The organism is Shewanella sp. VK101 (assembly GCF_056497865.1).
This window is the reverse complement of the sequence record NZ_CM151402.1, coordinates 635053-650361: the sequence shown is the minus strand read 5'-3', so window position 1 is coordinate 650361 and position 15309 is coordinate 635053. Positions and strand designations below refer to the sequence as shown.

The 15309-nt window shown below is 49.7% G+C and carries 12 protein-coding genes and 1 pseudogene; 4 read left to right on the top strand and 9 right to left on the bottom strand.

From position 1 onward, the window contains the following. Nucleotides 1-159 precede the first annotated feature (159 nt). From ACSHSR_RS02990 to ACSHSR_RS02960, 7 genes and pseudogenes are all read right to left on the bottom strand, one after another. The gene (locus ACSHSR_RS02990; RefSeq protein WP_144226215.1) at nt 160-3465 is read right to left on the bottom strand and encodes a PIN domain-containing protein; all 3306 of its coding nucleotides are present in this window, start codon (nt 3463-3465) and stop codon (nt 160-162) included. 11 nt (nt 3466-3476) lie between these two features. Beyond that, complete coding sequence (gapS6a, locus tag ACSHSR_RS02985; RefSeq protein ID WP_479631228.1) at nt 3477-3803, bottom strand: GapS6a family protein; 327 nt, start codon at nt 3801-3803, stop codon at nt 3477-3479. 31 nt (nt 3804-3834) lie between these two features. After that, nucleotides 3835-4083 carry a hypothetical protein gene (locus ACSHSR_RS02980; RefSeq protein WP_144226217.1) on the bottom strand — a complete coding sequence of 83 codons (249 nt, stop codon included), beginning with the start codon at nt 4081-4083 and terminating at the stop codon, nt 3835-3837. Nucleotides 4084-4113: 30 nt separating this feature from the next. Then, nucleotides 4114-4530, bottom strand: coding sequence for a hypothetical protein (locus tag ACSHSR_RS02975; RefSeq protein WP_251101245.1), 417 nt, complete (start codon nt 4528-4530; stop codon nt 4114-4116). 34 nt (nt 4531-4564) lie between these two features. After that, nucleotides 4565-5716 (bottom strand): annotated as a pseudogene (locus ACSHSR_RS02970) (IS3 family transposase). 292 nt (nt 5717-6008) lie between these two features. Next, entirely contained in the window at nt 6009-6743 is a 735-nt protein-coding gene (gene ssb / locus ACSHSR_RS02965; RefSeq protein ID WP_144191017.1) for a single-stranded DNA-binding protein, read from the bottom strand. Nucleotides 6744-6777: 34 nt separating this feature from the next. Continuing rightward, nucleotides 6778-8145: an MFS transporter gene (locus ACSHSR_RS02960; protein WP_025010184.1), complete on the bottom strand. Its 1368-nt coding sequence runs from the start codon at nt 8143-8145 to the stop codon at nt 6778-6780. Nucleotides 8146-8366: 221 nt separating this feature from the next. Here ACSHSR_RS02960 and uvrA point away from each other — a divergent pair, with 221 nt between their 5' ends. The 4 genes from uvrA to ACSHSR_RS02940 all read left to right on the top strand — a co-directional run bounded on the left by uvrA (nt 8367) and on the right by ACSHSR_RS02940 (nt 14624). Then, complete coding sequence (gene uvrA / locus ACSHSR_RS02955) at nt 8367-11189, top strand: excinuclease ABC subunit UvrA (RefSeq protein WP_101058423.1); 2823 nt, start codon at nt 8367-8369, stop codon at nt 11187-11189. A 7-nt stretch (nt 11190-11196) separates the two neighbouring features. Beyond that, the gene (locus ACSHSR_RS02950; RefSeq protein WP_129586019.1) at nt 11197-11547 is read left to right on the top strand and encodes a hypothetical protein; all 351 of its coding nucleotides are present in this window, start codon (nt 11197-11199) and stop codon (nt 11545-11547) included. Between the two features lie 73 nt (nt 11548-11620). Then, on the top strand, nt 11621-12652 hold the full coding sequence (locus tag ACSHSR_RS02945; protein ID WP_229839754.1) for a M28 family peptidase: 1032 nt from the start codon (nt 11621-11623) through the stop codon (nt 12650-12652). A gap of 169 nt (nt 12653-12821) precedes the next feature. After that, nucleotides 12822-14624, top strand: a complete 1803-nt coding sequence (locus ACSHSR_RS02940; RefSeq protein WP_115389722.1) for a DEAD/DEAH box helicase — start codon at nt 12822-12824, stop codon at nt 14622-14624. 35 nt (nt 14625-14659) lie between these two features. Here ACSHSR_RS02940 and ACSHSR_RS02935 read toward each other — a convergent pair whose 3' ends face one another. Together ACSHSR_RS02935 and ACSHSR_RS02930 are read right to left on the bottom strand one after the other, a co-directional pair. Beyond that, complete coding sequence (locus ACSHSR_RS02935; RefSeq protein WP_062793687.1) at nt 14660-14866, bottom strand: cysteine-rich CWC family protein; 207 nt, start codon at nt 14864-14866, stop codon at nt 14660-14662. Continuing rightward, the gene (locus ACSHSR_RS02930; RefSeq protein WP_037436873.1) at nt 14863-15243 is read right to left on the bottom strand and encodes a GFA family protein; all 381 of its coding nucleotides are present in this window, start codon (nt 15241-15243) and stop codon (nt 14863-14865) included. The genes ACSHSR_RS02935 and ACSHSR_RS02930 overlap by 4 nt, the downstream gene beginning before the upstream one ends. Nucleotides 15244-15309 lie beyond the last annotated feature (66 nt).

The window sequence follows — 15309 nt, the reverse complement described above, 5'->3', positions numbered from 1 at the left end:
CGGTTGCAGTGGCTTTTGTGGCACGAGTGCCTATCTCCAACATACCTCAAAAAGGTTGTATACACACAACCGAGAAGTGTACAAAACTAAATCATAAATATCAGTAAGTTACTATAAAACAAACCATGCACTCTGTTACATTTGTGTTTTTTACAAGGTCTATTCTGGCTCAATCGTTACACTCTCTGCGGCATAAACAGCCTTGTCCACCTCAATACAACGATTGACCTCTTTGATATCTAGAAAATTTCCAATTACAAACATTGAAGCCCATCTTTGGAAAATACTATTAAGAACGTTTACGTGAGATACCTCACCAAATAAATGCACAACAAAACGTGCTAATTTTTGTTCACATGTACCATTACACTTAGAGGAGATTACAGCTCTACAGCTATAATTGAAAACCTTCTCTATAATATCCATTCGAAACTGACAGGTAAGATTAGAGCCTATTGCATTGCGGTCTAGGTAAGCGTTTTCAATGAGGTTAACGTTAATACGAGTAAGAATTGATAACATATCCTTCTCTTTATCGTTAGATATCACAAGGCTATTTTTGAAGAACTCAGAAACCAAATATACGTCCCTTATATTACTGGACATACTCATAGTAATGAGATCGGCATACATTATAGGTACAGGTAATCCACTACCGATAGCTAATCTCAAGCCGAAGTGCCTATCTTCATAATCTATATTTGAAACATTCCTATTTACAAAATCAGAGATACTTACAATTTGATGCTTATAATGAATTGCTAGCCCTGCGACAAAGTGATCTAAACATAGCCAAGGAATATTATAAGTCACTGACTCTCTGAAAGTAGAATAAACTCTTTGATCAAAAAACCTTTTTAGCTCTACTACTTCAGACGGGACATCAGAAATAGTAGGTGTCAATATTGAAGCTCTTTCCAACAATAACTCTAAGCAAGAGATGAAATCTGAATACTCAGCTCTAATCTCATCTCCCGTACTCCTTACCAGACCATATTCTGTGACATTCACGGTCATATAGTCATCTCGATTAATATCATCTAACCATGCTCTTATAGCTCTGGCATTTTCATCATTAACATACAGCTTTACAGAGGACGTAGAGAAAGTATTAGCGAATCCTGTCACCGCTAAATAGCAAGCTGTCAATAGGTCAATAATTATGGACTCACAATCCTCTATAGAAGTTCCTTCTGAGTTCAACTTAATAGTCTCTGCAATACCCTTACTGGAAAGGCATATTATTGCCCCTTTAACGGGATAAGAAGAGTAAATATTCTGAATTTTCATGGAGAATGGTATAGAGGGGTTCTCCAATATGGATTTTTGCTTTGTTTCGTCACCTTTTACTGATTTCATAAATCTAGTCAGGTAATCAACCATTTCATTGCTATCTGATGGCACCTCAAGCTGCCTAAATGCGTCAGAGCCATCGTTAGTTGACGAACGAATATCCATTGCATGTCTAAAGGTAGCTACGAGTGGGTTCATCCTTTCTAATAGAGTTATTTCACCAATACCAGCTATATTTTCAGACTCTCCAATATTTAGCCTGCTAAGGACGGAGCCTATAGGAGAATCAACTGCGATTAACGAAGGATGAGATGCAATCACACCTCTAACAAGAATCTTACTATATTTATTAAATCCATCTGAATAAACTACACCATCTAGACATCTTTCAGTAGGGATCGTCTGAGTAATAACATCAACTTTATCAGATATTAAATTAGTATGAATATCAGTAAGAGGCTTTGCTAACTCATTCGGGGAACATACAAACCAGTCTGACATCACACTTAAAACTCGACCAACGTCTAATTCTTTTGCAATAAAATATAACAACCCTAGTGTAGACTGTTTGTACTCTTTAAAAACCTCACTTGGAATAGAGTCAACTAGACTAACTAAATCATCTTTTTGTGAACCTAATTCTTTTTCCAAAACTAATAGTGAAGCCCAAGCTTCAGCATCCTCAGGCTCTCTTTTAATTAACTCCAGAATGGACTTCCTTGCATTAGCAAAGTCTCCCACCGACCAGTATATTGAGCACTCCTTAACGAGAATATACTTAGATTTATTTTCATGTTCAAGGTGAGAGATAGCCTTGATAAAACTATCATATTTTTCAGATTGAAAAAGAGATTCCAAATAACAGTTAAATAATGGAGATTGCCATGAGCTTTGATGTACAAATGGTTTAAGCAAATCACAGACATATACATGCTGTTCTACTTTTAGCATTCTATTACACAGATTAAGCATCGCCATATGGCTGATTTTATCAAATTCTTCAGAGTAATTTGAAATAAATGTCCGTAATTTACCCCTTAGTTTAATATCATCCTCACTACAACTGTATAATAATGAGCATAAGTTTAAATCAGCAAATGCTTGGCAAACTTCCTCTTCAAAGCTAACTTTTCCTCCAGCACTAACCCAACTTCTTACATCAGCAAAGTCAATAGAATTATTCACCATCGACAGACAAAGCTTGCTATATTCATCAGGAGTTATCACTTCCGAAGTTAAATTTATAGATAAATCAGAACCAATACCTTCACAACTTTTTCGAATGGTTTCAGCTATTGAGCCATCTATTTCGGCAATGTCATCTACAACTTCATAGGCAGCAGTTATCAGCTCTTCAAAACAAAAACTAGTCGCTATATTTAAATTAATTAGTATTATTGTTCTTAATTTATCATCAAAACTGAAATCGAAGAACTCTTCTATCAACTTTGTCAGTGCATTATATCTTTCAATGTCTATGGAAAATATATCACCACGATTAATTTCAGTTGCATATAAACATGCTTCTGTAAGTATTCTTATCCTTTTGGCACAATCAGATGGAAAGCGTTCATACAATGTAACGCAAAGTTCGAGAGAAAGAGAGAACTCTTCATGACGATTTAGCCCTCTAATAATTCCCAGCAGCTCTAAATCATCCTTTAGCAGTAAACTATCAAATGATGATGAACTAATTAGAACATCCCTATCAGAAAGACATCTGTAAAAAACTTCATTAAGAAAAGAACTTTCAAATTTTCCTACAATATCTCTGTAAATGGCAATCGCTGATTCTTTATCGCTTATACATACTATATCAATAAAAACTCCATATAAAATGGACTTAATCGTCATAGGAATATTCTCATTTCTGAGAATGCTTAGGAATCTTGCACGGTCAAAGCTATTTAAACCCTCTTTTAAGTAGTCGATTTCCTGAGAAATAGCCCACATAATCTCATTAACCTCTGCCCCTACACCATCAAGTCTATTTGCAACTGCTAATAACTCCTGAGCCTTTGCAAAGTCCCTATGGCAAATATGTTTGGCAATATCATTTACCAACAGCACTAGATCTTTAGAAGTCACACCGTTGATTTGATAGTTATTGTTAACCACACTCTTATTACCAGCAATGTTATCACCATTACCAGAGTGACTTTGCGATACCATACAACTACGCCTTACTTATTGATTACAGTCTTATTACCAGCAATATTATCACCAGTTCCATTATGAACTTGCGAAATATTAGTAACATTAACACTTGCTGTAATTTTCTCTAGCAAGGCCATAATCTCGCTAGATTCCTCCAGTCTCTTTTGAATACCTCTATCATGGTAGTCCGATAGACCCATTTCATTTACCTTAGAGGCTAGCTCTTCGATGGTCTTATCTTCAAAGATCCAACCTGTAAGCTTAGCTTTCAAGAAATCAGCGCTGATAGCTCCAGCAACCTTAAAGCCATCGTAAAGAATCCCTCCCATAACAGCGCTCGATACAAAATCCATAAATAACCCCCTATGTCAGCTTAGATTAACTTCAGTTGTCATTGCCCCTATCTATTTCAGGAAGAGCTTGATTTAATTGATATTCATTAAGGCCAGCACAGTAGGCATTGTATTGCCATACTTTGAACTGCTCAAGTAAAGCTGCATTCTCGGCTTCCAATCGTTGAATTTGGCTTAGTAAAGCATCTATCCTCTGCTGAGCTTCCCTCAGAGAGGTCGGTAAGCTGCCTGCTTTCAACCGATCTTCGAAGATTGCCTTTTTCTTATTCTCATATGCCAACTTAATTCTGTTATGCCTAGCCAATCTCTGTCATGAAGTCTTAGAATGAAGCTTCCTTTCATACTTTTTACATAGATTTTCCCAAGTGAAAGGGGTTCCTAACTCCCATCCATCAATAATCTCTAAAACAGCACTAACCTCATGTTGAGTAATATGTGTAGCCATGGTCAAAGTCCCCCCCAGAAGCTTTTTAATAGTCTTAGATTTAGTTTCTAATAGGCTCTCCTTCCCTTCTCCCTCTAAAGCCCGTTTTAAGGCTGTATGCTCATCAGGGATGTACAACCTTACCAAGGCACCATCCTCAACTTTTTCATTTTTGAGAATTACCACTAACTCAGAAAGCCGCTCTACAGTTCTTTTTTTGGTCTCATACCAGCGATCGGCTCCATAATCTCCTGATAGAATACCTTCTTGCGCCTTTGCTAATAGACTACTTTCAAGCACCAATCTCTGATCCGCACCGCCAATACAGGACACGCTACTAAGCAACACTCTTTAGTTCGTAGTTTTCTGGACTGATATAGCCCAGAGGGCTGTACCTTCTTGTTCGATTGTAATCAACCTCGATGTATTCAAACACAGCCCGACGCATTGTTTCTCGATTCATGATTGGCTCGTATTTCACCGCTTCAACCTTCAACGAGTGGATGAAGCTTTCGGCGCAAGCATTATCCCAACAATTCCCTTTACGGCTCATGCTTATCTTCAAACCACGCGCCAAAGCTAGGTTTCGATAAGCGTGTGAGCAGTACTGGCAGCCTCTATCGCTGTGAACGATGACTCCTGTGGGCATACCGCGACGAAACAGTGCCATACGGAGCGCATCACAGGTTAAGTCAGCTGTCATTCGGGGGCTCATCGCCCACCCTACGACAGCGCGTGAGTAAAGGTCGATGACAACGGCCAAGTACAGCCAGCCCTCGCTGGTCATTAGGTAGGTGATGTCGCCCACCCATTTTTCATTGGACGCCGCAGTGGTAAAGTCTCTCCCAAGCAGATTTGGCGCCACAGGAAGGCGATGGTCGCTGTTGGTCGTCACTTTGAATTTGCGGGCTGCTTTGGGCACGAGCTGTTGCCGTCTCATGCTATCAGCAATGGTTTTTACATTGGCTCTCTCGCCGTTATCTGCCAGTTCGGCCTGAATGCGTCGGGCACCATCGCGCTGTTTGCTGGCGTCAAATGCGGCCTTGATTTTCCTATCCCTGTCATCACGTTTCAGTTGTCGTTTATCAAGCTCGGAGCTGGCGTTGCGCCATGCATAATACCCACTACGCGAGACCTTGAGCACAACAGTCATACGCTTTACAGAGAAGCGATGCTGGTGCTCAAGCATGAATGCAAACCGGTTCACTTTTGATTCTTCGCGAAGTAGGTAGCCGCCTTTTTTAGAATGGCGAGGTCCTCTGCTTGCTTTGCGAGCTGGCGTTTGAGTCGCGCCACTTCGGCCGTGAGCTCAGCTTCGCGCTGACTGGTGTTCGTATTCTTCTCTGCGGCATTACGCCAGTTGTAGAGTTGGGAGTCGTATATACCCAGCTCTTTAGCGGCGGCGCTTACCCCTTTGATTTTTTGCTAGTTTAAGGGCTTCAGCTTTGTACTCAGATGTATAGGTTTGTCGTTTGGTCTTTGATGTCATTGTTCACCTCGTTAAACGATTTTACTCGCTTAGCGTGGTGTCCAAAACTACCGGGGCGGATCACCAGAATGACTGTCAACTAGTAAGTAATCTCTCTCACCACTTCTTGACGTATGACCTATTAACTTAAGCATCACCCAAAGCCCTTTAAACGTAACAGAACTTAAGGGTGGCTGATCAATTAATGCACAGCAACTTACTGTGTAACAAAATTTTTAAGCTGGTTAACAAAAAAAGCTCCCAATTCAGGGAGCTAGTTCTTTAACTGTATCATTTATTACTGAGGTATATTTCAGAACGGGATATCATCATCCCAGCCGTCATCCAGATCCGGCGTGTAGTTCTGCTGTTGTGGCTGAGGCTGTGGTGCCGGACGCTGCTGCGGAGCAGCCTGTTGTTGCGGCGCGGGCTGCTGTGGCTTGGGCGCATAACCTGAGTTCTGCTGCTGACCATAGCTTTGCTGCTGCGGCGCGTTGTACTGCTGTTGTGGCTGTTGTGGCTGTTGTGGCTGTTGTGGTTGCTGAGCAGGCTTGGGCTGATAGCCGCCGGACTGCTGTGGCGCATTGTATTGAGATTGAGACTGTGCCTGACCACCACCGTAACTACCTTGGCTTTGGTTCATACCACCTTGGTTCATACCACCCTGATTGCCGCCTTGGCTCATACCGCCTTGGTTTTGGTTACGGCCACCCAGCATCTGCATGGTACCGCCCATATCAACAACCACTTCAGTGGTGTACTTGTCCTGACCGCTCTGATCTTTCCACTTGCGGGTCTGCAGCTTGCCTTCCAGATACACTTGCGAGCCTTTGCGCAGATATTCACCGGCAATTTCAGCCAGCTTGCCGAACATGACAACCCTGTGCCACTCGGTACGCTCTTGCTGTTGGCCCTGCTGGTCTTTCCATGACTCACTGGTGGCCACTGTGATATTCGCTACGGCGTTGCCGTTTGGCATGTAGCGCACCTCTGGGTCCTGTCCCAGATTGCCCACCAGAATTACCTTATTAACACCACGACTGGCCATCGAAATCTCCTGCGATTTTCACGTAATACTTAGCTTAATTGACAGAGCCTAACACAGCTCTGGCTTGTCTTAAATCGAATTGATCGTTCACCTTGAGGTAGGCGACTTTTTCTTCCAAAACCACTATGGCTTCGGCAACCCCTTGCAGTGCAGACAGCTCGGCGGCCATCTTCTGCGCATGCTCGCGGCCATTCACCTGGGCCTCCAGAGTGTAACTCTTGAGCAGCACTGGATTTTTCATTCCCAGGGTCAATGCCAGCCAGATAATTAACAGCACGACCGCCACGGTAAACACTCCGGCGGCGCCCATGATTTGATAGGCGCCCCCACCGAGCAAACCGCCACAGAAGGCACCGAGAAACTGACTGGTGGAATACACCCCCATGGCCGAACCTTTGGCACCCACGGGACAAAATTTGGCGATCAGGCTGGGCAGCGAGGCTTCCAAGTAGTTAAAGCCGGTAAAGAAGGCCACTATGGCTACCGCCAGCACCCAAAGACTATGGGAAAACAGCGCCATCGCCAGCAAGGCAGCCAACATGATCAGCAGGGCCAACTGGAACATGCCCTTGGTATTATTGCGCTTCACGCCGATGATGATCAGCGGCACCATCAAAAAGAAGGCGCCGACAAAGGCCGGGAAGTACAACATCCAGTGCTTTTCTTTGGCAAGGCCGGCGTCCACCAAGTCCAGCGGCAATGCCACGAATACCGCCGTCAGCACCAAATGCAGAATAAAAATACCGGCATCAAGGCGAAACAACTGCGGATCTTTAAGCATATTTTTCAGCTTGCCCGGTTCCGCCATGGTATCGCCCTTGGGCGCATGAGCCACAGGGTTGGGCACCAGCAACTGCACTATCAGCATACCCAGCAGCGCCAAGCCAGCAGTCAGGGCAAACAAGCCCGATAGCCCAAGATGCTGCGCCACCACAGGCCCTACCAGCAGCGACAAGGCAAAGGAGAAACCTATACACATGCCTATGATGGCCATCACCTTGGTGCGTTGCTCATCCCGGGTGAGATCTGCCGCCAATGCCAGCACGGCGGCGGCGATGGCCCCCATACCCTGCAAGGCGCGGCCGGCGACAACGCCGTAAATACTGTCGGACATGGCCGCCAGGACACTGCCGAGAGCAAACACCAACAGGCCACCGAGGATCACCGGCTTGCGGCCAATTCTGTCTGACAGTATCCCCATGGGGATCTGCAGTATCGCTTGAGTCAGACCATAGGCGCCGATGGCAATACCCACCCACAGAGGTGAGAAGCCTTTGAGATCTTGTCCATAGAGCGCGAAGACAGGCATGATCATGAACAAGCCCATCATGCGCAGCCCAAATACACTGGCTAATGAGAACGCGACTTTTCTTTCTGTGCCGGAAAGTCCACCGTTGGCCATAGTTTTTGCCCTGGATTAAGAATTTTTTAAGGGAGCGCATGTTACCACGAAGGTTTTGAACAGCTCAAAGAGAAAAACCCAAGTCGCCCTCTGCCCACGTCTGAGGGCTTGCTACTGACAGTATGGTGTCAGTAGGACAAATGCGTCGCCGCTATCGGCACAGCGCAAAATATGTGATACTTGTGCTCTTTTTCTCCAGTGATTAGCCAAAGTAGAGACTGATGGACAAGATAGACATTCGCGGTGCCAGAACCCACAATCTCAAGAACATCAATCTGACCATTCCCCGAGACAAACTCATTGTTATTACAGGCTTATCTGGTTCGGGTAAATCTTCTCTCGCCTTCGATACCCTCTACGCCGAAGGTCAGCGGCGCTATGTGGAATCCCTGTCGGCCTATGCCCGCCAATTTTTGAGCCTGATGGAAAAACCGGATGTGGATCATATCGAAGGTCTGAGCCCGGCGATCTCGATTGAACAGAAGTCCACTTCCCACAACCCCCGTTCTACCGTGGGAACCATTACCGAAATCTACGACTATCTCAGATTACTGTTTGCCCGTGTGGGCGAGCCTCGTTGCCCGGTTCACGGCCAACCGCTGGCGGCACAAACTGTCAGCCAGATGGTAGACAAGGTGCTGGAACGCCCCGAAGGCGAGCGCCTGATGCTGTTGGCTCCCGTAGTGCAGGGCCGCAAGGGTGAGCATGTCAAATTACTGGAGAACCTGGCGGCCCAGGGCTATATTCGCGCCCGGATCGATGGCGAGGTGTGCGATCTGTCCGACCCGCCGCCACTGGATCTGCACGTCAAACACAATATCGATGTGGTGGTTGACCGCTTCAAGGTACGCGAAGATCTGCAGCAGCGGCTGGCGGAATCTTTCGAAACCGCACTGGAGCTTTCCGGTGGTGTGGCCACTGTGGCCAGCATGGAGGAAGGCAGCAATGAAGAGTTGCTGTTCTCCGCCAACTTCGCCTGCCCTCACTGTGGTTACTCCATGGCCGAGTTGGAACCCAGGCTGTTTTCCTTCAACAACCCCGCGGGTGCCTGCCCGACCTGTGACGGCCTCGGGGTACAGCAGTTTTTCGATCCCGATCGGGTGATCACCAACGACGAGCTGTCGCTGGCCGGCGGCGCCATTCGTGGCTGGGACAGACGCAACTTCTACTATTTCCAGATGCTCACCTCACTGGCCGAGCATTACGGCTTCGATGTGGAAACCCCCTTTGGCGATCTCCCTGCCAAAGTGAAGAAGATAGTGCTCTATGGCTCAGGCAAGGAGAATGTCGCCTTCCGTTATATCAACGACCGCGGCGATGTAGTGGTTCGCAACCACCCGTTCGAGGGGATCCTCAACAACATGGACAGACGCTACCGGGAGACAGAGTCCAACTCGGTGCGTGAAGAGCTGGCCAAATATATCAGCAACCAGGCCTGTTCCAGCTGTGGCGGCTCACGCCTGCGCGAAGAGGCCCGCAACGTGTTTATCGGCAATATCAATCTGCCGGAGTTGACCACCTGGTCCATTGGCGAGGCCAGCGACTATTTCGCCACCCTGGGCTTTGAGGGGCAAAAGGCACAGATAGCCGAGAAGATCCTCAAGGAAGTGGGCGATCGCCTGGGCTTTTTGGTCAATGTCGGTCTTAACTACCTGAGTTTGTCTCGTTCGGCAGAAACCCTCTCAGGTGGCGAGGCGCAGCGGATCCGCCTGGCCAGCCAAATCGGCGCCGGTCTGGTTGGGGTGATGTATGTACTCGATGAACCTTCGATTGGTCTGCACCAGCGCGACAACGAGCGCCTGCTCAACACCCTCACTCACCTGCGGGACTTGGGCAACACTGTGATAGTGGTCGAACACGATGAAGACGCCATCCGCATGGCGGATCATATTATCGATATCGGCCCAGGTGCCGGGGTTCATGGCGGTGAAGTGATCTGTGACGGTGACATCAACGCCATTATGGCCTGTGAAGAGTCTGTCACCGGCCAATATATGTCCGGCAAGAAAAAGATCACTGTGGCCGGAGGTCGGGTGCCCTGTGATCCTGGCAAGATGATCAAGCTGTTCGGTGCCAGTGGCAACAACCTCAAGCAGGTGGATCTGGAGATCCCGGTCGGGCTGCTGACCTGTGTCACCGGGGTATCCGGCTCGGGTAAATCCACCCTGATCAACGACACCTTCTTCAAGATTGCCCATCGCATGCTCAACGGCGCCACCGCCGAAGAGCCGGCGCCTTATGAGCGTATCGAGGGCATGGAACTGTGCGACAAGGTGGTGGATATAGATCAAAGCCCCATAGGCCGCACGCCGCGCTCCAACCCGGCCACCTATACCGGCATATTTACCCCGATCCGCGAGCTATTTTCGGCGACTCAGGAATCCCGTACCCGCGGCTATCAGCCGGGGCGTTTCTCCTTCAACGTCAAGGGCGGCCGCTGTGAGGCCTGTCAGGGTGACGGCCTTATTAAGGTAGAGATGCACTTCCTGCCGGATGTGTACGTGCCTTGCGATGTCTGTAAGGGCAAGCGCTACAACCGTGAAACGCTGGAAGTGAAGTACAAGGGCAAGAACATTCACGAAGTGCTGCAAATGACGGTCGAGGAAGCCCGTGTGTTCTTCGATGCGGTGCCGGCCATTGCCCGTAAACTGCAAACCCTGATGGATGTTGGTCTGTCTTATATACGTTTGGGCCAGAGCGCCACTACCCTTTCCGGCGGCGAGGCTCAGCGGGTCAAACTGGCTAAAGAGCTATCGAAGCGGGATACCGGCAAGACCCTCTATATTCTGGATGAACCCACTACAGGGCTGCACTTTGCCGATATCCAGCTGCTGCTGGATGTACTGCACAGACTCAAGTCCCAGGGCAACACCATAGTGGTGATTGAACACAATCTGGATGTGATCAAAACCGCTGACTGGATAGTGGATCTGGGGCCGGAAGGCGGTTCGGGTGGCGGTACCATTCTGGTGGCCGGCACCCCGGAGCAGGTAGCCGAGCATCCAGAGTCCCATACCGCCCGCTTCCTTAAACCTATGCTGTGAGGTGACTGTGACAGGCAACAGACTGCTGTTATTGGCCCTGGTTATCTGTATGGCGGGTTTATTGCTGGCGGCTTTTGATCCCTTGGTGGGTAACTGCAAACGCTATTTGGGTGAAGTAGTGCATTCCGGCCCGGACGGCACTACGGTTGCCCTACCCGATGGCCGCACGGCGCTGGTTGAACCCAGTGCCCTGCCCCCGGCGACTCTGGTCACCATAGGCGCCAAGCGCCATTTGGTATCGGGTATTGAGGTGTTCAAGCTCAAGGGCCGAGCGGAAACCGAGACACCTTCGGCCAGCCGCGGCGGCAACACCCCACCGCCCGGCTATCAGGGCGGCATGGCACAACTCGCCAAATAAGCAGGCAAAGCCGTCTTGGGGAATGGTATAAACTGCAACATAGCTTGAGTTGATTTCCCTTGCCGGAGGCTGGATGCCGATGACACTCTCTATCCACCCGCCGCTGTGGGCACTCTCTATTCGCTCTCCGCTGTGGGCACTCCTATTGATATTGCCGATGCTTGCTGCCGGTTGCAGCAGTTCGCCCGAACGCTGCGGCGCTGAGATTCAACTGAACTGGGCCGAGACAAAGCAGCTGCAACAGGATATCGAAATGCTTGCCTCGCCCAGGCTGCAAGGTCGGCGCAGCGGCACCCAAGGCGCTGCGCTGACCCGCGAGTACCTCACAGAGCGCTTTGAACAAATCGGCCTGCAGCCGCTCACTTCGGTATTTCCGCCCCTGGCCGAGACTCTGAGCGGCTTTCAACACTCATTCAACTATGTCGATGGCTTTGCCGACGCTCGGGGCATCAACCTTTTGGGCTGGCTGCCGGCTGCCGAACCGACCACTGAGTGGCGCCTGCTGATTGCCCACTATGATCACCTGGGCGATCGCGGCCCGGGCTTTTATCCGGGAGCCGACGACAACGCCTCTGGCGTGGCGGCCTTGTTGGCCATAGCCCGAAGAGTCAAACAAGCGCCCAGTCGCTATAACCTGCTGTTTATTGCCAGTGACGCCGAAGAGCCGGGACTCTATGGCAGCAAGGCCTTGGTGAGCGCATTGCAACAAAGCGGTTTTGCCGAGCACATCTCGCTGGCGGTCAATCTGGATATGATAGGCAGACCCGGGCTTCCCTATGCCATCTACCTCGAAGGCAGCCGCTATTTCCGCCACTATGATGACTTCAGCGCCTATCTGATGGCGGGCACAGGGCTGTGCATTCGCCCCAGTCATCCGCGCCCTATTGGTCGCAGCGTGCAGCGCAGCGACTGGCTCAGGGCCTCGGATCATTATCCCTTCCACCAGGCTGGGATCCCATGGCTCTATTTCGGCGTTCCCGCCCACGCCCAGTACCATACCCGTGATGACACGCCCGACAGACTGGATTATCCTTTTATCGGCGCCGTGACCGAAGCGGCCGATCTGCTGCTGCGACTGCCATCGGAACAGCTACAAAACCGATAGTTGGCCTACTATTTGCTTTAAATTTGCCATAAAAACACCTTTAGTCGTGGAAAATAGCAGATTTCGCTGTTATAATCTGGCGTTTTCGGTGCGGGAAATCGACACGGGGTTGATTTTCTGTCTGTGAAACTTTCTGCGTCATCCAGACGCGTCCACAAGGCTACAACCCATGTCATCCAGTGAAAAAACTTTCCGAGAACTCGGCCTCTCCGAGGCATTGCTGCGTGCTCTAGATGAGCTCGGCTACGAGAACCCGACCCCAATTCAAGCCGCGAGTATCGCCCCCCTGATGGCGGGCCAGGATATTCTTGGCCAGGCACAGACAGGTACAGGTAAAACCGGTGCCTTCGCTCTGCCTCTGCTTAATGCAACAGATCATAACCTCAACGCACCGCAAATTCTGGTGCTGGCACCGACCCGCGAACTGGCGGTACAGGTAGCTGAAGCTTTCTCAAGCTATGCCAAATTCATGAAAGGTTTCCATGTACTGCCTATCTATGGCGGTCAAAGCATGCACCAACAGCTGCAGGCGCTGCGTCGCGGCCCTCAGGTAGTCGTTGGTACTCCAGGCCGGGTCATGGACCATATGCGCCGTGGCACCCTCAAGCTCGACAGCCTCAAGGCTCTGGTGCTGGATGAAGCCGATGAAATGCTGAAAATGGGCTTTATCGACGATATCGAGTGGATCTTGGATCATACTCCGGCCGAGCGTCAGCTGGCACTGTTCTCTGCCACCATGCCTGAGCAGATCAAGCGGGTTGCCAACAAGCACCTGAACAACCCTGCCACCATCAGCATTGCCGCCAGCCACACCACAGTTGACTCCATCGAGCAGCGTTTTGTACAGGTGTCTCAGCACAACAAACTGGAAGCCCTGGTACGTGTGCTCGAAGTGGAAAACACCGAAGGTATCATCATCTTTGTGCGTACCCGTAACTCCTGTGTGGAACTGGCCGAAAAGCTGGAAGCCCGCGGTTACGCCTCATCACCACTGCACGGTGATATGAACCAACAGGCCCGTGAGCGCGCCGTGGATCAACTCAAGTCCGGTAAGCTGGACATTTTGATTGCCACCGACGTTGCCGCCCGTGGTTTGGACGTTGAGCGTATCGGTCACGTGGTCAACTATGACATCCCTTACGATACCGAAGCCTATGTACACCGTATTGGTCGTACCGGCCGCGCCGGTCGTACCGGGATGGCTATTCTGTTTGTGACCCACAGAGAGATGCGCATGCTGCGCACCATTGAGCGTGCCACCAACAGCCGTATTTCCCCGATGAAGGTTCCAAGCCCCGAGACTGTGGCCGAGCGCCGTCTGTCACGCCTGGGCGAACAGGTTGCTGCCATCATAGCCAACGAAGAGCTGGACTTTATGAAAGGCGCCGTGGCTCAGCTGTGTCAGCAGTTGGAAGTGGACACAGATATTCTGGCTGCTGCACTGCTGCACCAGGTACAGCAAGAACGTCCGCTGCAGTTGCCTCCGATCCAGGAGCGTCAGCGTGATAGCCGTGATGATCGTAGCTCACGCGACGATCGTGGTTCACGGGAAGATCGTGGTTCGCGCCGTCGTGACTCTCGTCCGGTTCCCGGCGATCTCGGCAAGGCCGATTCCCTGAAGGACAACCCGGATCTGCAGATGTGCCGTTACGTGCTGGATGTGGGTCGTGAACACGGTGTAGGTGTAGGCAATATCGTGGGTGCCATCGCCAATGAAGCTAGCATAGACAGCCGTTACATAGGCCAGATCCAGTTGTTCGATACCCTGACCACAGTCGATCTGCCCGCCGGCATGCCTAAAGACGTACTGGCACACCTGAAGAAAGTACGGGTATGTGGCAAACCTATCAATATCCGTGAAGCCGGCAGCCAGAGCTTCGAAGGTGAACAGCGCCCGGCTCGTCGCCCTCGCAAGCACTCGGGCGAACGCCGTCCGGATCGTAAGCCCCGTCGTCGTGATGACCGCAGCTGATCCAGCGGATTAAATCAACTCGGTAAAAATGCCGCTCACTCATAGTGAGCGGCATTTTTCTTTATATTGATTAAGCAGTGTCGGCAGATACAACTGTGCTTGGGAATATCCCGCAGGGTCAGTTCCAGGTAACTAAAATCAGCCTTCATGCACCAGCAAAGCGCAGGATCTGTCCCGGCCGCCATGGCGCATTGGTTGGCTTGTTGACATACAGGGCAACGAGCAGCAGACTTTTCGGTCATGAAGCCTCCCTGTCAGCGGGATGATTGATGCCATCCATCACGGGAGCATCCTTGAAGGTAAAAGGATCCAAGTCGTCGATGCACCCCAGATTAACGCCATACTCCTCTGGATTCGAGCGCCTTTGATGGTGAGTATAGATACCGCAGCGACTACAGAAATAATGTTTGGCGGTATGAGTATTGAACTGATAACAGCTGAGCAGCTCTGCACCGCTAACCAGCTTGAGATTGGCCAAGGACACAGAGGCTACCGGCGCGCCGCGGCGGCGACACATGGAGCAATCACAACGGCGAACATTGTTCACTCCTTCGGGAAAAGTGAGCGCCAACTGAACCCCGCCACAATGGCAACGGGCAATATAGTGAGTCTGAGTCATGACAATCCCTGTAATCCTGATTGAACGGGCAAGCTTATGCTGAAAATTCGAGCAAAACGGCATACG

Coding starts and splice junctions, on each gene's coding strand:
- ACSHSR_RS02990 (WP_144226215.1), bottom strand. CDS start 3,465: ATGGTATCGCAAAGTCACTCTGGTAATGGTGATAACATTGCTGGTAAT.
- gapS6a (WP_479631228.1), bottom strand. CDS start 3,803: ATGGATTTTGTATCGAGCGCTGTTATGGGAGGGATTCTTTACGATGGC.
- ssb (WP_144191017.1), bottom strand. CDS start 6,743: ATGGCCAGTCGTGGTGTTAATAAGGTAATTCTGGTGGGCAATCTGGGA.
- ACSHSR_RS02960 (WP_025010184.1), bottom strand. CDS start 8,145: ATGGCCAACGGTGGACTTTCCGGCACAGAAAGAAAAGTCGCGTTCTCA.
- uvrA (WP_101058423.1), top strand. CDS start 8,367: ATGGACAAGATAGACATTCGCGGTGCCAGAACCCACAATCTCAAGAAC.
- ACSHSR_RS02945 (WP_229839754.1), top strand. CDS start 11,621: ATGCCGATGACACTCTCTATCCACCCGCCGCTGTGGGCACTCTCTATT.
- ACSHSR_RS02940 (WP_115389722.1), top strand. CDS start 12,822: ATGTCATCCAGTGAAAAAACTTTCCGAGAACTCGGCCTCTCCGAGGCA.
- ACSHSR_RS02935 (WP_062793687.1), bottom strand. CDS start 14,866: ATGACCGAAAAGTCTGCTGCTCGTTGCCCTGTATGTCAACAAGCCAAC.
- ACSHSR_RS02930 (WP_037436873.1), bottom strand. CDS start 15,243: ATGACTCAGACTCACTATATTGCCCGTTGCCATTGTGGCGGGGTTCAG.